The following is a 15793-nucleotide window of genomic DNA, read 5'->3' on the forward strand; positions in this document are numbered from 1 at the left end:
GTACAATGAAGGATCGGATGTTCGCCGTGGTTCGCAGGGTGGCGAATGGTGCATGCTCCTACCTTTCCCGCATGGCCCTTACCAAGATCCGCACACCCGATGCCCTGATCATCATCTCCGTGATCCTTCTGCTGGCCGTGTTGCTCACGCATGTGGTGCCCGCAGGGGAGTTCGCACGTCAAACGGTGGGCGAGCGCACCGTGGTGGTGCCCGGCACCTATGCCGAGGTGGGCGCATCGCCGGTGCCTTGGTACGGCTTCTTCACCGCCCCGGTGAAGGGCTTCACGGACCACCAGGCGGCGATGATCATCGCCTTCGTATTGCTCATCGGCGGTGCCTTCTCCGTGCTGAACGCCACGTGCGCCGTGGACGCGTTGCTCTTCCGCGTACTGCGCGCGGCGCGGGAGAACCGCACCTACAAGCGTCTGGTGATCCCTGTGTTGATGACCGCCTTCTCGCTCGGTGGCAACACCTTCGGCATGGCCGAGGAGGTGCTCGTGTTCCTGATGATCACCATCCCGCTGGCGCGCAGCATGGGATGGGACCCCATCGTAGGCGTCGCCATTCCCTTCATCGGCTCCGGTGTGGGCTTCGCGGGCGCCGCCTTCAATCCCTTCACCGTGGGCATCGCGCAGGGCATCGGCGAGCTGCCCATCTTCAGCGGCTGGGAGTACCGCCTGCTGGTGTGGGCCGCGCTCACCGCCATCAGCATCTTCTTCGTGATGCGCTATGCGGCACGCGTGGAACGCGATCCCCGCAACAGCCTGATGCACGGCCTGGCGGATACGGGCACCACCTCCGGCGAGCTGCGCGAAACGACGCTCACCGGGCGCCGCATCGCGGTGCTGGTCCTCTTCGCCGCGAGCATCGTGTTGCTCATCGTGGGCGTGAACCGCTGGGACTGGTACATCGAGGAGATCGCCGGACTGTTCCTGGCCATGGGCATCGGGGCCGCGCTGCTGGGCCGGGTGGGCGGCAATGATGCGGCGAAGGCCTTCACCAAGGGCGCATCGGAAATGGTGGGCGCCGCGCTGTTGATCGGCCTCAGCCGCAGTGTGCTGCTGGTGATGCAGGAAGGCCGCATCGTGGACACCGTGCTCTTCCATCTGAGCGAAGGGGTGAGCGGCTTGCCCGCGGCGGCCAGTGTGCAGGTGATGCTCGGCACACAATTCCTCATCAACTTCTTCGTGCCCAGCGGCAGCGGGCAGGCCGCCCTCACCATGCCGCTGATGACCCCCCTGGCCGACCTGCTCCACATCCCCAGGCAAAGCGCCGTGCTGGCCTATCAACTGGGCGATGGACTGTGCAACTTCATCATCCCCACCAGCGGGGTCACCATGGGCATCCTCAGCATCGCGGGCATCCCATTCGGCACCTGGCTGCGCTGGATCGCGCGCATGCTGGCCACACTGGTCCTGGCGGGCATGCTGTTCCTGGGCCTGAGCGTGGCCTTGGAGGTCTGGTAGCGCCGGTGCCGGGACGCCTTGTCCGGCCCCGTTCCCCGTATGCCGTCTTCGGCCTCGCACCACGTGGCCCCACCGTAAATTCGCCCCCCTCCGGCACATCCCTCATGGACAGCTCCTTTCTGGTTTTCGCGCACAGTGTGCTCCGCTACGCCGTGTTGTTCGCCGTGGCCTACGCGGGCATCACCCATCTGCTGGGCCGACTGCTCCAACGCCCCATTCTCACCATCCACCGCACCATGGCCATCGTGGCGGTGGTGGTCTGCCATGTGCAACTGGCGCTGGGTCTGATCCTCTATCTCATGAACAGCACGTACGCGCTTGACAGTTCAAGCCCGGTGGGTCGATTCTGGCGTTTCGAGCACATCGGCACCATGGTCGTCGCCGTCGTGCTCGTCACCCTGGGGCGCTCGCTCTCCAAGCGTGTGAAAGATGAGCGCGCGAAGCAGATGCGGGTCGCGGTCTTCTACCTCATCGCCCTGGTCTTGATGCTGTGGGCCATTCCCTGGCCGGTCACGGAATTCGGTCACCTCACGGGCCGCGGTTGGCTATGAACCGGATCCTTCCCTTGGTCGGGGCCATCATCGCCTTGATGGTGGCCTGTGGCAACGGTGCGTTGGCGACGTCCGAGCCTGAGGGCGCCGCTTCGGCGTCGCCGGGGGAAAAGGTCTATGCCCTGCATTGTGTGCTGTGCCACGGCAAGGACGGCACCCTGGGCATCAGCGGCGCGAAGGACCTCACCACATCCGTTCTTTCCAGGGAAGAGATGGTGGCGTTGGTGACCAAGGGCAGGGGTGCCATGATGGCCTACGAAAAAGTGCTCACCAAGGCGGAGATCGAAGCCGTGGTGGAGCACGTGCGCGCACTGCGAACCGACGAATGATCGACCCGCTGGACAGGAAGACACGCGCCGAAACGGCCGTGCTCATCGGACTGATCACCGACCAGCCGTCGGCCGAGCAGGTCGTGGAGTACCTCGACGAATTGGAGTTCCTGGCGGAAACGGCGGGCATCGCCACCCTGAAGCGCTTCACCCAACGGCTGCACAAACCCGAAGGCCGCACCTACATCGGCAGCGGCAAGCTCGCGGAAGTGAAGGCCTGGATGGAGGAACACGGCGCCGACAGCGTGATCTTCGACGATGAACTCACCCCCGCCCAGCAGCGCAACATCGAGAAGGAACTGGACAAGCCCGTGCTGGACCGGCCGCGACTCATCCTGGACATCTTCGCCCAGCGCGCCCGCACGGCGCACGCCAAGACGCAGGTGGAATTGGCGCAATACGAATACATGCTGCCGCGCCTCACCAAATTGTGGACCCACCTGGAACGGCAGCGCGGTGGGACCGGCACACGCGGTGGCGCCGGCGAAAAGGAGATCGAGACCGACCGCCGGATCGTGCGCGACCGCATTGCCTTGCTCAAGCAGCAGCTCAAGCAGGTGGACAAGCAGATGGCCACCCAGCGTGGCAACCGTGGCAAACTGATCCGCGTGGCGCTCGTGGGCTACACCAACGTGGGCAAAAGCACGCTGATGAACCTGCTCAGCAAGAGCGAGGTCTTCGCCGAGAACAAGCTCTTCGCCACGCTGGACACCACCGTGCGCAAGATCGTGCTGGGCAACCTGCCCTTCCTGCTCAGCGACACGGTGGGATTCATCCGCAAGCTGCCCACACAGCTCATCGAAAGCTTCAAGAGCACGCTGGACGAGACCCGCGAAGCCGACCTGTTGCTGCACGTGGTGGACATCAGCCACCACAACTTCGAGGAGCAGTACCAGACGGTGAAGCAGACCCTGAACGAGATCGGTGCGGGCGACAAACCGGTGATCGTGGTCTTCAACAAGATCGACGCTTACCGCCCCGCTGCGCACGACCCCGACGACCTGGCGCCCAAACGCGAGGACCAGTACACGCTGGAGGAACTGAAGGAGACCTGGATGGCGCGCATGGCCGGGGAGGAGTGCATCTTCATCAGCGCCGTGGAGCGCAGCAACATACCAGTCCTGCGGAAGCTGCTCTATGAAAGGGTGAAGGCGCTTCACGTGGCGCGCTATCCTTACGAGAGCGACCTGTTGTACAAGGACAGTTATGAGGAGGGTTGAAGGTCGTGCCTTCGCTTCGCCCTGGATGACAGGTTCGTGGTCGGAGGCCTGCGTGCCGCAGGCGGGTTGGTACCACGCGCTTGCTGTCCGGCGTTCATCATCCATCATGGTCCATCCTGGCGTGCGACTGAAGCCCTGAGCATTCCATAAGCATGGTGAAGAGCAGCAGAAAACGTCGGTCGGCGCAAGGAGGTCCGGGACGTGGTGCGGTGAAATATGGCCTCATCACCTTGGGGCTTCTCTTCGTCACCTTTCTGCTCCTGCTCCAACTGGTGCGCATGGGCTTCTTCGGTGCGTTGCCCACGGCGGAGGACCTGGCCAACATCCGCCACGAGCAGGCCACGCTTGTGCTGGCAAGCGACGGCGGCGTCATCGGGAAACTCTTCGCCGAGGACCGTACCAACGTGGCCTATGACGACCTGCCCAAGCACCTCATCGACGCCCTGGTGAGCACCGAGGACGCGCGCTTCTTCGAGCATGCCGGCATCGATGGCAAGAGCTACTTCCGGGTCTTCTTCCGCACCCTGCTGGGGCGCGACAAGGGCGGCGGCGGTGGCAGCACCATCGCCCAGCAGATCGTCAAGAACCTCTATGGCCGCAAGCGCCATGGGCCGCTCACCGTGCCAGTGAACAAGATGAAGGAGGCGTTGGTGGCGCAGCGGCTGGAGCGTGTGCTCAGCAAGAACGACGTGCTGGTGCTCTACTTCAACAGCGTGCCTTTCGGCGAGAACACCTACGGCATTGAAAGTGCTACGCAGCGCTTCTTCGGCAAGTCGGCGAAAAAACTGAATGTGCAGGAGGCCGCCGTGCTGGTGGGCATGCTGAAGGCCAACACCTCCTACAACCCGCGCCTGAACCCGGAACGGTCCAAGGGCCGCCGCGATGTGGTGCTGGGACTGATGGCCGAACGCGGGCACCTCACCACCGCGCAGGCCGACAGCCTGAAGTCCCTCCCCTTGGAGCTGAACTACAGTGGAGGTGATGCGCTGGATGTGTACGGCCACTTCAATGCGCAGGTGGCCAGGGAAGCACGCATGATCCTGGGGGACCTGGAAAAGCGGGAGGGCCGGCGCTACGAATTGGAGAAGGATGGCCTGCGCATCCACACCACGCTCGATCCTGTACTGCAACGCATGGCGCACGGGGCCGTGCGGAAGCATCTGGCCACCATGCAGCCCAAACTGGACAAGGAGCTGCAGCAGCGCAAGTCGCGCGCCGCCTGGGAGAAGCAGCGCGGGGCGAAAGCCGATGCCCGATGGAAGGCGGATGAGAAGCAACGCCGCGAGGTGTATGACCATGGCGGCCGCCGTGTGGAGGAAATGAGCTACCGCGACAGTCTTTGGAACTACCACAAACTGCTGAACGGCGCTGTGCTGGTGATGGATCCTTCCAGCGGCGCGGTGCGCGCATGGGTGGGCGGCAACGACCACCGCTACCTGCCCTACGACCTGGTGACCGCGCGGCGGCAGGTTGCGAGTACCATCAAACCGGTGGTCCATGCCGCGGCCGTGGAACAGGGACTGCTGCCTTGCGATTATCTGGACAACGCGAAGAAGACCTACGCGGAGTACGACGATTGGGCGCCCGACAACTTCGACCGCGACACCATCGAAGGCGAAGTGGCACTGTGGTACGCACTGGCCAAGAGTCTGAACCGTCCCACGGTGGACCTCTACTTCCGCACCGGTGCCGAGCCTGTGCGCAAGACCTTTGAAGCCATGGGGCTGCCCACGAAGGACACGGACAAGCCCGCCGTTTCGCTCGGCGCGTCCAGCATCAGCCTGCGTGAATTGGTGGCGGCCTATGGGGCCTTCGCGTTCGGCGGCAAGCGCGTGGTGCCGCAACTCATCGCCAAGATCACCGATGCGGAGGGCACGGTGCTCTTTCAGGCGAAGCCTCCTCCTGCACATCAGGCGATCACTGAGGAGACCGCCGCCACGATCACCGCCATGCTCCGCCGCGCGGTGGACCAGGGCACGGGCGCCGCACTGCGGTCCCGCTTCGGCATCGTCAGCCCCATGGCCGGGAAAACGGGCACTTCGCAGGACCACAGCGATGCCTGGTTCGTGGCCTACACGCCGGCCCTGGTCATCGGCACCTGGGTGGGCGCCTTCGACCCCACGGTACACTTCCAAAGCGCCAATGGGACCGGATCACAGCTCGCCCTGCCCATCGCGGGCACGGTGCTCAAGGAGATCGAACGCAACGGCGACCTGCGCAAGCGGTACCTCAAGGATTTCACCCTTTACAATGCGTATGTGGTGGACCTGGACTGTCCTCCACACCGCGATCCCGAGGACCGCAGCGGATTCCAGAAACTTATCGACGACATCTTCGGGCCGAAGAAGGACCGCAACATGGACGATCCCGATACCGTGAAGAAGGACAAGAACTTCTTCGACCGGCTATTCCGCAAGAAGCGATGAGGCCGATCATCCGAAGGCCTGCATGTCGCACAACCTCCGGTACTGCCCACCGGCGGCGTACAGTTCACTGTGCGTTCCGCGCTCGATGATGCGCCCTTGCTGCATCACGCAGATCTCGTCGCAGTGCTGGATGGTGCTGAGGCGGTGCGCGATCACCAGGCTGGTCCGCCCCTCGAGCATCTTGAAGAGCGCCTCCTGCACCAGACGTTCGCTTTCCGTATCGAGCGCGCTGGTGGCTTCGTCCAGGATCAGGATCGGCGGATTCTTCAGCACCGCGCGCGCGATGCTGAGCCGCTGCTTCTGCCCGCCGCTGAGGCGGTTGCCTCCATCGCCGATGTTGGTCTGGTAGCCCTGGGGCAGTTCGGTGATGAAGCCGTGCGCATTGGCGATCCGTGCGGCACGCTCGATGTCGGCCTGTGAAACACCCGGTGTGCCGAAGGCGATGTTGTTGGCCACCGTGTCGTTGAACAGGATGCTGTCCTGGGTGACGATGCCCATCAACGCGCGCAGGTCCTTGATGCGCAGGCCGCGGATGTCGTGCCCATCGATTTTTACCGCACCGCTGGAGACGTCGAAGAAGCGCGGCAGCAGATTGGCCAGGGTGGTCTTGCCACTGCCACTGGTGCCCACGAGCGCCACACTCCTTCCCTTGGGGATGGTGATGTGGATGCCCTCCAGCACCGGCTTGTCATCGTAGCTGAAGATCACATCATCATACACCACGCTTTGGGCGAAGCCCTGTATGGCTGCGGCGTCCGCCTTCTCCTGCACAGCGTTCTCCACGGCCAGCAGATCGAAGATGCGCTGCCCACTGGCCGAGCCGCGCACGATGGCGCTCCAGCCCTGCGAGAAGCCCTTGATCGGCGCCAGCAGTTGGGAGAAGATGATGATGAAGCCCAGGAAGCTGTCGCCGGTGAGTGTGGGTTCCAGGCCCAGCACGAAGCTGCCGCCGATGTAGGCGATGGCCGCCATCACCGCGGCGCCCATGGTCTCGCTGAGCGGCGAGGCCAGGTCCTGGCGCCGCATCATGGCGATGTGCGCGCGCATCAGCAGTTCGTTCTCCCGGGCGAAGCGCCGTTCCATGTCGGCCTCGCCGTTGAAGGCCTTCACCACGCGGATGCCGCCGAGGGTCTCCTCCACGCGCGCCAGCAGGTCCGCCTCCTTCTCCTGCACCCTGGTGCTGCGCTTCTTCAGGCTGCGGCTCACACGCGCGATCAACAGGCCACTGACCGGCAGCAACAGCAAGGCGATCAGGGTGAGCTGCGGCGAAAGGGTGATCATGGTGGCCAGAAAGAGCAGCACCGCCACGGGCTCGCGGAAGACCATCTCGATGTAGAGCATCACCGAGAACTCCACCACGTGCATGTCGTTGGTGATCAGCGCCAGCAGATCGCCCTTGCGCTCGCCGCTGTGGTAGCGCAGGGGCAGTTCCAGCAGCTTGGTGTAGATGCGCCGCCGGATGTCGCGCACGATGCGGTTGCGGAAGTTGGTGATCGCCAGCAGCGCCAGGTAGCGGAAGAGGTTCTTGAAGAGGAAGAGCACCACCACCGCCACGCAGATGGCCAGCAGGGCGCCCATGTGGCCTTGCGTTTCGATCAGCCGCGTCAGCACCCAGTTGATCGTGCCCTCGAGGCCCTCGCGCGTCCAGGCTTCCACCGGCCGCACTTCCACGGGCTTCACCTGGCCCAGCAACAAGCGCAGGAAGGGGATGAAGAGCAGCAGTGACAACAGGTGGAACACCGTGCCCAGCAGATTGAACGTGGCGTTCAACACCGCATAGTGCCTGTAGGGCGCGCCGAAACGCAGGATGCGGAGGAAGGTGCGCATGGGCCGCGGCGAAGGTAGGGGGCGGGATATCGCACGCCCCTACCTTTGGGATCATGGACATCCGCTTGGAAGGCCGCCACGCCCTGGTCTGCGGCAGCACGCAAGGCATCGGCCGCGCCATCGCTTTGGAACTCGCCCGTTTGGGCGCACGCGTCACCCTCCTGGCCCGCAATGCCGCGGTGGCGAAGACGGTGCTGAAGGAACTTCCCGCCGAGCAGGGCCAGCAGCACGATGCCATCATCGCCGATATGGCGGACACCGATGCGCTCGCCCAAGTGGTGGCCGAGAAACTGAAGAACGAGAAGGTGCACATCCTGGTGAACAACACCGGCGGTCCGCCGCCCGGCCAGGCGCACGAAGCCGATGCGCAGGCCTACCTGGATGCTTTCCGCCAGCACCTGATCGCGTTCCAGACGCTGGTGCGCGCCGTGACCCCCGGCATGAAGAAGGCCCGCCACGGCCGCATCATCAACATCATCAGCACCAGTGTGAAGCAGCCGCTGCCGAACCTGGGTGTGAGCAACACCATCCGTGGCGCGGTGGCCAACTGGTCCAAGACCCTGGCCAACGAACTGGGGCCGCACGGCATCACGGTGAACAACGTGCTGCCCGGCGCCACCGAGACCGACCGCCTGGCCGCGATCGTGCGGGGCAAGGCCGCGCGCGACGCCACCAGTGAGAGCGAGGCCGCCGAGGAGATGATGAGCGAGATCCCCCTGCGGCGCTTCGCCCGCCCCGAAGAGGTGGCCTATGCGGTGGCTTTCCTGGCCGGACCGTCCGGCGCGTACATCAACGGCATCAACCTGCCGGTGGATGGCGGCCGCACTGGCAACCTGTGATCAGCGGCGTTCCACGCGCAGCGGGATGTGGTAGCGCACCTTCACCGGGATGCCGCCCTGCGTGCCCGGAACGAAACGCGGCAAGGCCGCCAATACGCGCGCCACTTCATGCTCGATGGCGGCATCCACACGTGGGCTGCACACCGGCCGTCCGACGCGGCCTTCCGTATCGATCTCGAAGAAGACCATGGTCCGCACAACGCCACGCGGGCCTTCGGGCACCCGGAACTGACGCGTGAAATGCGCCTCGATGCGCGCTTCGGTGCATTCGTCCAGCGCATCCGGCCGACGCTTCAAACAGTCCATGAAGTAGGGCCGTTTGCCCACCAGGTCCCAGGGCAGCGTGGCATTGGCGACACCCTCATCCCCGCGCAACTGGTCGGGCGGCACGATCGTGTCCGCGCCTTCATCGCCTGCCGGTCCGTCAACCGGTGCCGGGTCCGGATCGTTGTCGCGAGCGTCGTCGGGGTCGCCCGGCTGAACATTGCTGCCACGTGGCTTGGGCTTCGGCCGTGCGCGTTCGGGTTCCGCCTTCCGCTCGATGATCACCACGGCCGGCAACTCCAGCAGGTCCTCGTCGGGCAGCTCGGATGGCGGAAAGGCCATCAGGCGCCGCGTAACGCCCCATTCAAAGGCCACCAGGGTGATGGACAGGGCCCCGAGAAGTCCCAGGAAGAATCGGCCGCTGGCGCCCTTGCGACGGCGCTGCCAGGTATGCATCATACGTTCCATGGTCTTGTGCTTTACCATGGAATGCGCCGTGGCGGCCGATCATTGCGGCCCTTCGTCGATCAGGCGGAAGCCTTTGCCATGTACATTGATGATCTGCAAAGCGGGGTCGTCGCGGAGGTACTTCCGCAGCTTGGCGATGTACACGTCCATGCTGCGGCCACTGAAATAGCTGTCGTTCCCCCAGATCTCCTTCAGGGCTTCCGCGCGCTCCATCACATCGTTGCGGTGCAGGCACAGAAGGCGCAATAATTCCGACTCTTTGGTCGTGAGGCGGCGCTCACCCGCAGGGGTCCGCAGCAGCTGTTTGCGCGGCTCGAACCGGCTGGCACCGATATCGTAATGGTCGGGTTCCTCGGTCTGTGGAACGACGCCACGCGCCCGGCGGAGCACGGCGCCAACGCGCAGCAGCAGCTCCTCCATGCTGAAGGGTTTGGTGATGTAGTCGTCCGCGCCGAACTCGAAGCCGCGGATGGTGTCCTGCTTCATGCTCTTGGCGGTGAGGAAGACGATCGGGGTGCGGTCGTCCTCCTTGCGGATCTGGGCGGCCAGTGTGAAGCCGTCCTTGATGGGCATCATCACGTCCAGCACCAGCAGGTCGAATCCGCCCTTCCGATAGGCCAGCCAGCCCTGTTCCCCATCGGTGCGCAGGTCCACGTCGTATCCTTTGGCGCGCAGGTAGTCCGCCAGCAGACCGCCCAGGTTGGGGTCATCTTCCACCAGCAACAGGCGTATCGGCTTTGACATGTTCGAAAGGAAGTGTGATGTGGAATGTACTGCCTTTGCCCGGCGTGCTCTCCACGCGGATGCTTCCGCCATGGCGGCGCACCACGCTGCGCACGTAGCTCAGCCCCAGACCGAAGCCCTTCGCGTTGTGGATGTTGCCCGTGGGCACGCGGTAGAGCCGGTCGAAGATCTTCTCATGCTCGGAGGCCGGTATGCCTATGCCGTTATCGACCACACTGATGGTGATGCCCACATCATCACTGCGCGTGGCGATGCGGATGCGCGGCACCTGTTCGGTGTACTTCACCGCGTTGTCGATGAGGTTGTACAGCAGGTTGGTGAGGTGGATGCGGTCGCCGTGCAGGTGGTGGATCTCCGCGCGCAGGTCAAGGTCGATGGTGCCGCTGCGGCGCTCCACCTGCATGCCGCTGCTGCGTGTCACGTCACGGATCAGGCTGTGCAGGTCCAACTCCACGCGTTTGATCACCATGCTGCCGCTGTCCAGCACGGCGCTCTGCAGCACGTTCTCCACCAGCGCGCCCAGCCGCTTGATCTCGTTGCGTATCATGCCCGTGTAGTTGCGCACCTGTTCCTCGCTCTTGGGCATTGAGGGGTCGGCGAGCGCCTCGCAAGCCAGGCCGATGGTGCTGATGGGCGTCTTCAGCTCGTGGGTGAGGTTGTTCACCAGGTCGTTGCGGATGTCGCCCATGCGTTTCTGGTGCAGGATGGTGCGGATCGTCCAGGCGAATGCGAGCAGGATGGCGGCTATGAGCACCACCGAGACCAACACCATGGGCAGCACCCCGCGCAGGATGGCCCCCGACCGGTCGGCGATGAGCACATGAAGGTCGTGGGGCGCACCGGCGATGTCATGCCGAAAGAGCCGCACGCGGTGGGGCGAGGTGGCCAGCGCCGCACTGTCGACCTCTACCTCGGGCGGCAGGTAGGCCGGGCGGCCCTCCGCGTCGAAAACACCGTACCGCACGCCCTCCGAAACGCCCACCGCATCAAGCTCCTCGCGCAACAGCGAATCGAGCAGCAGCGGATCGATGCGTTCGCGGATGTCGCGGATCATTTCCGCGGCGAGTATGCCGCGCACCATATCGGTGACGAGCGCTTCATGCTCGGCGCGATCCAAAGGGGCCAAAGTCGCGGCGCGATCGTGGAGGGGATGCGGCCGCATTACCATGCCGCCGCCTTGCGCACCCTGCTCATTGCGCCGGAGCGTGTCCAGCCGCAGCAGCAGACGGCGGCCGCTGCCATGGCGGCGCAGGTCCTCCATCTTCTCGATCCGCTCCAGTCTTTCGCTCACGTTCAGGAGCGCGCCTTCCACGCCCTGGGCGAATTGCGCTTCACGCAGCGCGATGGTGCTGCGCAGCCACGCCACCTGGATGGCGATGAGGCCGCCGAGCGCCAACGAAATGGCCGCGAACAGCGCGATCATCCGCCGCTTCTCCATGGTGAGCGAAGCTATCCCCGGCCCATGCCGCGCAGGACCGGTTAACAAAGATCAACGTTCGTTCGCGTGGCCTTAACAGCGCCTGGTGAAGGCTGGCGATAGGTTCGCGGCTGTAACCTCCGCGCCTGCTTCGGCGTCACAGGTACAGGGTTTGGTAAAGAGGCTGGTATACCGGAGAGGTTTCGTCCGGGTACCGCGCAACAAGGGTGACGAAGGGTTCCGCAAGGGGCCCTTCGGCATGTTCAGGCCCCTCGTCTTCCACGTACGATCAGGAATACCAGCGCCAGCACGGCCACGAGCAGGCCGAGGAATTCACGCACCAGCTCGATGTGTGGCTCCTCCGCCTTCATGCTGCCGGTGATGGTGGGGGTGCCCATCCGGACCCATTCGATGAAGCCCGGTACCATGGTGAGCATCCATACGCCCAGCAGCACGGCCCAGGCGATGGGCGGCCAGCGTGGCAGGCGGCCGCGTGCGGCCAGCACGAAGAACAGCGCCACCACACCATAGGCCGGGATCCATATCAGCGGATCGGGGTCGTTGTATTGCAGCGCGGCGAATGCGGCGAAGAGCAATGCGAGAAAGATGTACAGGTTTCTCATGGCCGGGTCGATTCAGAATTCGATGCGGTAGCTCAAGTTCGGTATCAAGCCCAACTGGTACTTGGTGACGATCTCTCCCTTCCTCTGGTCGAAATAAAGGAAAGCCTCGTTGCGCGCGTTGGTGGCGTTCTGCAGGTCCAACGCCCACTGCCCCGTACGACCCGCCCGATCCTTCTTCAAGTACACGCGCAGGTCGGTGCGGAAGAAAGATGCCAGCCCCGCTGAATACGACGGGCCATCCAGCACCGGGAAGGGCGTTTCCGGGTCTTGCACGACAATGGGTGTGTAACGCAGCCCGCCCATGGCATAGAGGCGCGCGCCCAGGCCCCAGGTGCGCACGCGGTCCTCCTTTGGCTTGCGCCATTCGCGGCCACCCAGCAGGTTGGCCGTCCAACTCGCGTTCCAGCGCGTGTCGCGCTCCACACCCCGGTCCTGCCAGGTGCTCTGGAACACGCTGCCATTGGCCTGTGCGTACCAACCCTCCATGAAGGTCCGCTGCGCGGAAAGTTCCACCCCGGTGTTGCGCGCTTCGCCCACGGAAGCCAGTGGCAGCAGCACCGGCTCGTCCCACACATTCACCGTGCTGGAGAACGGGGGCGGTATGCCGAAAAGCCCTGCCGTGACGGGCAGGCGTGTAAGCCGCTGATCATAGATCTCCAGGCGCACGCTCCAACGCTCTCCGAAGTGGTGGTCGTAGCCGATCGTCAGGTCCTCCGAACGCTGCAGGTCCAGATCGCGGGTGCTGGCGTAACTGGCGCCCGATCCGGTGTACAACAGATGGTAAGGTGGCATTTGCCCGCGCACTCCCCAGGAGATCCCCAACGCCCGGCCCTTGGCCATACGCCAACGCAGCCCCGCACGTGGCTCCAGCAGCGCGCTACCGTTGTAGGTGAAATGGCTGAAAGCCACGCCGGCGGTCACCTGCAGATGCTCGGTGGCGTCGAAGCGCGCTTGTGCGAATGGCCGCAACAGCCAGCCGCTCACTTCCTGCCGCCACAGGTTGTACACCTCGCGCAGCATGGTGCTGCCACCCACGGTGTAGCGAACGCGTCCACCAGCCGCGCCTTCCAGGCGCACCACCGTGGAGAGTTTCCGGTCCTCGAGTTCACTGTACTGCGTGGGCCAGGGTTCCAGGTCGTTTCGAAGTGCCGTCTCCTCGCGCTCCTGGGCCAATGCGCTCCAGACCACGGTGGCATGCAGGGCGGCATGCGCACCGGCGGGCAGCATGATCGCCGTGCCCAAGGCGCCCATGCGCGAGCGGTAGGTGATGTCGCGGTTGTCCTTGTTGAACTCCCATTCGGCCGTGTCGCGTACCGCCTCGAACACGTTGCTGCTGAGCCCACCCAGTCCGAACAAGCGCAACTCGCCGTGCTCGCCGATGCCCGTGCCCGCGTGGAAGGCCAGGTCCTGGAAAGCGATCGTCTCATCGCCCAGGTCCACGCCCATGGCGCTGAGCAGGCCGATGGTGGAGTAGCGGTAGTTCACCAGGTGGAAGGAGCGCTCGTCCTTGCCGATCGGTCCTTCGGTGCTCAGGTCGATCCCCAGCAGACCGGCCTGCATGGTCCATTCCCGCTCGCGTACGTTGCCGCGCCGCAGTTCCATGTCCATCAGGCCACCCAGCGCGTTGCCGTACAGCGTGGGAGAGACCCCTGTGCGCAGCCGGGATGGACCGAGCATCTGCGCGCTGAGGATGTTCACACCGCCGCCGCTCAATGTGGGTAGATCGCTGGGCGTTCCCGCGTTGCCGGTGTGGTTGGGGCTGACGATCTCAGCGCCCTCCAGCAGCCAGGCGTTGGTGTTGGGGTTGTTGCCTCGAATGCTCAGGTGGTTGGCCTGGTCGTTGGGCGCCGCCACGCCGGGGGTGCCGGCCACCAGCCGCGCGGGGTCCTGGAACATGGCCGGGTGGCGCAGCCCCTGCTCCACGGTGAAGCTTCGCACGCCCAGCGGCTCTGGCTCCTCGCGCGCGAGGGCGCTCACCGTGAAGGTGGCCAACTCGAAGGCGGCCGGACGCAAGGCCACGCGCAGCACCGTCTCCTTGCCGGCCCGCAACCAGGTCTCGGGCACCAGCAGGGTCTCATGGCCCAACAACCGCACCTCCACCGTGTACAGGCCCACAGGCACTTCCTTCAGCGTGAATCGGCCCAGGCTGTCGGTGACGGCGCCCAAGGGCGGGTCGCTGGGCAAGAGCAGCACGGCCGCATCGCGCAGGGGGCGGCCACCGACGGCTTCCACCACCTGCCCGCTCAAAGTGGCACGGGGCTCCTGCGCGGTGGCGATGGAGAGCAGCAGGCAGGCCGGAAGGAGCCCAAGGAAGCGCGATGCGATCACAGCGCGATGTTACGGAGCATGACCATGGGAACACGTGACGTGCGATGCGGCTCTACCTTCGCCACCATGGACAGCGTGCGACAGAACAAGGTGAACAGCCTGCTGCAACAAGAGCTGGCGGAGATCTTCCGGCAGGAGGCCCGCACTTTCCTGCCCGGCGGTCTCATCACCGTTTCCGGCGTGAAGGTCAGCCCCGACCTTGGGATCGCCAAGGTCTATCTCAGCCTCTTCCCCGCCCAGGACAAGCAAGGCACCATGGACGCCATCCGCGACCAGGGCCATCGGCTTCGCGGCCGGCTCGGCGGGCAGGTGGGCAAACATCTGCGCGTGGTACCCGACCTCATCTTCATCCTCGACGATTCGCTCGACAAGGCCGAGGAGATCGATCAGTTGTTGAAGGGTTGAGTGGTTGGAAGTTGAGGGTTGTCCGCCTGACGCATGCAGTACGATCCGGTCAAACGCCAACTGGGGGTGGTCTTCAACCGATCGCCATGGTTGCGCAAGTCGTTCTACCACCTGCTGGACCTGCTGCTGCTGCGTGCCTGGCACATCCAGCGGGAACTGCGTTCGTGGGCCGCTGGACGCGACGGATCGGGCATGCACCTCTACGATGCCGGCGCGGGCTTCGGGCAGTACAGCTTCTGGCTCAGCGGCCTGTTGCCCGGGGCGCGCATCACGGCGATCGATGTGAAGGAGGAGCAGGTGGCCGATTGCAACGCCTTCTTCCAGCGCATCGGCCGGCCACAGGTGCGGTTCGAGGTCGGTGATGTGACCAGGTTCCAGCAAGCTGACACCTTTGACCTCGTTGTGTGCGTGGATGTGATGGAGCACATCGTGGAGGACGAGGCGGCCCTGCGCCGCTACAGCACATCGCTGAAACCGGGCGGCATGCTCATCATCAGCACCCCCAGCGACCAAGGTGGTAGCGATGTGCATGGCGAGGACGAGCATTCCTTCATCGAAGAGCACGTGCGCGACGGCTACAACATCGACGACCTCCGGGTGAAGTGCCTGCGGAACGGCTTCAGCAAGGTGGAGGCACGCTACAGCTATGGCACACCGGGCAAGATCAGCTGGCGCCTGAGCATGAAGTGGCCCCTGCTGATGCTGAACACAAGCCGCCTCTTCTACCTCATCCTCCCTTTCTACTATCTCATCGCCTACCCCATCGCCTTCGTGCTGAACATGGCGGATGTGCGGATGGCGCACCGGACGGGCACAGGGCTGGTCGTCAAGGCGTGGCGGTGAATAGCTCGCGTGAACGGCGTGGCGGCGCGGCGCATTCGCGGTA

The 15793-nt window shown here is 64.6% G+C and carries 14 protein-coding genes; 8 read left to right on the plus strand and 6 right to left on the minus strand.

Annotated elements, in window-relative coordinates; genetic code table 11:
* Nucleotides 1-71: 71 nt before the first annotated feature.
* The 5 genes from KIT10_10295 (at nucleotide 72) to KIT10_10315 (ending at nucleotide 5992) form a co-directional block, all read left to right on the plus strand.
* Nucleotides 72-1466 carry a YfcC family protein gene (locus tag KIT10_10295; protein ID MCW5899649.1) on the plus strand — a complete coding sequence of 465 codons (1395 nt, stop codon included), beginning with the start codon at nucleotides 72-74 and terminating at the stop codon, nucleotides 1464-1466.
* Nucleotides 1467-1570: 104 nt separating this feature from the next.
* Complete coding sequence (locus KIT10_10300; protein MCW5899650.1) at nucleotides 1571-2017, plus strand: hypothetical protein; 447 nt, start codon at nucleotides 1571-1573, stop codon at nucleotides 2015-2017.
* Between the two features lie 14 nt (nucleotides 2018-2031).
* Complete coding sequence (locus tag KIT10_10305; protein MCW5899651.1) at nucleotides 2032-2346, plus strand: cytochrome c; 315 nt, start codon at nucleotides 2032-2034, stop codon at nucleotides 2344-2346.
* Nucleotides 2343-3566, plus strand: a complete 1224-nt coding sequence (hflX, locus tag KIT10_10310; protein MCW5899652.1) for a GTPase HflX — start codon at nucleotides 2343-2345, stop codon at nucleotides 3564-3566. The genes KIT10_10305 and hflX overlap by 4 nt, the downstream gene beginning before the upstream one ends.
* A gap of 152 nt (nucleotides 3567-3718) precedes the next feature.
* Entirely contained in the window at nucleotides 3719-5992 is a 2274-nt protein-coding gene (locus tag KIT10_10315; protein ID MCW5899653.1) for a transglycosylase domain-containing protein, read from the plus strand.
* Nucleotides 5993-5998: 6 nt separating this feature from the next.
* Here KIT10_10315 and KIT10_10320 read toward each other — a convergent pair whose 3' ends face one another.
* Nucleotides 5999-7819, minus strand: a complete 1821-nt coding sequence (locus KIT10_10320; protein MCW5899654.1) for an ABC transporter ATP-binding protein — start codon at nucleotides 7817-7819, stop codon at nucleotides 5999-6001.
* A 53-nt stretch (nucleotides 7820-7872) separates the two neighbouring features.
* Here KIT10_10320 and KIT10_10325 point away from each other — a divergent pair, with 53 nt between their 5' ends.
* Nucleotides 7873-8658 carry an SDR family oxidoreductase gene (locus KIT10_10325; protein ID MCW5899655.1) on the plus strand — a complete coding sequence of 262 codons (786 nt, stop codon included), beginning with the start codon at nucleotides 7873-7875 and terminating at the stop codon, nucleotides 8656-8658.
* Here the strand turns inward: KIT10_10325 and KIT10_10330 are convergent, their stop codons facing one another.
* From KIT10_10330 to KIT10_10350, 5 genes are all read right to left on the minus strand, one after another.
* Nucleotides 8659-9390, minus strand: coding sequence for a hypothetical protein (locus tag KIT10_10330; GenBank protein ID MCW5899656.1), 732 nt, complete (start codon nucleotides 9388-9390; stop codon nucleotides 8659-8661).
* A 39-nt stretch (nucleotides 9391-9429) separates the two neighbouring features.
* The gene (locus KIT10_10335; protein MCW5899657.1) at nucleotides 9430-10134 is read right to left on the minus strand and encodes a response regulator transcription factor; all 705 of its coding nucleotides are present in this window, start codon (nucleotides 10132-10134) and stop codon (nucleotides 9430-9432) included.
* On the minus strand, nucleotides 10097-11572 hold the full coding sequence (locus tag KIT10_10340) for a HAMP domain-containing histidine kinase (GenBank protein ID MCW5899658.1): 1476 nt from the start codon (nucleotides 11570-11572) through the stop codon (nucleotides 10097-10099). The genes KIT10_10335 and KIT10_10340 overlap by 38 nt, the downstream gene beginning before the upstream one ends.
* Before the next feature lie 242 nt (nucleotides 11573-11814).
* Nucleotides 11815-12174: a transmembrane 220 family protein gene (locus tag KIT10_10345; protein MCW5899659.1), complete on the minus strand. Its 360-nt coding sequence runs from the start codon at nucleotides 12172-12174 to the stop codon at nucleotides 11815-11817.
* Nucleotides 12175-12186: 12 nt separating this feature from the next.
* Entirely contained in the window at nucleotides 12187-14502 is a 2316-nt protein-coding gene (locus KIT10_10350) for a TonB-dependent receptor (GenBank protein MCW5899660.1), read from the minus strand.
* 66 nt (nucleotides 14503-14568) lie between these two features.
* Here KIT10_10350 and rbfA point away from each other — a divergent pair, with 66 nt between their 5' ends.
* Together rbfA and KIT10_10360 are read left to right on the plus strand one after the other, a co-directional pair.
* On the plus strand, nucleotides 14569-14907 hold the full coding sequence (rbfA, locus tag KIT10_10355) for a 30S ribosome-binding factor RbfA (GenBank protein MCW5899661.1): 339 nt from the start codon (nucleotides 14569-14571) through the stop codon (nucleotides 14905-14907).
* A 33-nt stretch (nucleotides 14908-14940) separates the two neighbouring features.
* On the plus strand, nucleotides 14941-15750 hold the full coding sequence (locus KIT10_10360) for a class I SAM-dependent methyltransferase (protein ID MCW5899662.1): 810 nt from the start codon (nucleotides 14941-14943) through the stop codon (nucleotides 15748-15750).
* The last annotated feature ends 43 nt before the right edge of the window (nucleotides 15751-15793 follow it).

Source organism: Flavobacteriales bacterium (genome assembly GCA_026129465.1).
Lineage (GTDB): Bacteria > Bacteroidota > Bacteroidia > Flavobacteriales_F > PHOS-HE28 > PHOS-HE28.

Excerpts from the sequence above, each read along its gene's own strand:
- KIT10_10345 (MCW5899659.1), bottom strand. The coding sequence starts at position 12,174 with ATGAGAAACCTGTACATCTTTCTCGCATTGCTCTTCGCCGCATTCGCC.
- KIT10_10335 (MCW5899657.1), bottom strand. The coding sequence starts at position 10,134 with ATGTCAAAGCCGATACGCCTGTTGCTGGTGGAAGATGACCCCAACCTG.
- KIT10_10320 (MCW5899654.1), bottom strand. The coding sequence starts at position 7,819 with ATGCGCACCTTCCTCCGCATCCTGCGTTTCGGCGCGCCCTACAGGCAC.
- hflX (MCW5899652.1), top strand. The coding sequence starts at position 2,343 with ATGATCGACCCGCTGGACAGGAAGACACGCGCCGAAACGGCCGTGCTC.
- KIT10_10300 (MCW5899650.1), top strand. The coding sequence starts at position 1,571 with ATGGACAGCTCCTTTCTGGTTTTCGCGCACAGTGTGCTCCGCTACGCC.
- KIT10_10340 (MCW5899658.1), bottom strand. The coding sequence starts at position 11,572 with ATGGAGAAGCGGCGGATGATCGCGCTGTTCGCGGCCATTTCGTTGGCG.
- rbfA (MCW5899661.1), top strand. The coding sequence starts at position 14,569 with ATGGACAGCGTGCGACAGAACAAGGTGAACAGCCTGCTGCAACAAGAG.
- KIT10_10295 (MCW5899649.1), top strand. The coding sequence starts at position 72 with ATGGCCCTTACCAAGATCCGCACACCCGATGCCCTGATCATCATCTCC.
- KIT10_10325 (MCW5899655.1), top strand. The coding sequence starts at position 7,873 with ATGGACATCCGCTTGGAAGGCCGCCACGCCCTGGTCTGCGGCAGCACG.
- KIT10_10360 (MCW5899662.1), top strand. The coding sequence starts at position 14,941 with ATGCAGTACGATCCGGTCAAACGCCAACTGGGGGTGGTCTTCAACCGA.
- KIT10_10315 (MCW5899653.1), top strand. The coding sequence starts at position 3,719 with ATGGTGAAGAGCAGCAGAAAACGTCGGTCGGCGCAAGGAGGTCCGGGA.
- KIT10_10330 (MCW5899656.1), bottom strand. The coding sequence starts at position 9,390 with ATGGAACGTATGATGCATACCTGGCAGCGCCGTCGCAAGGGCGCCAGC.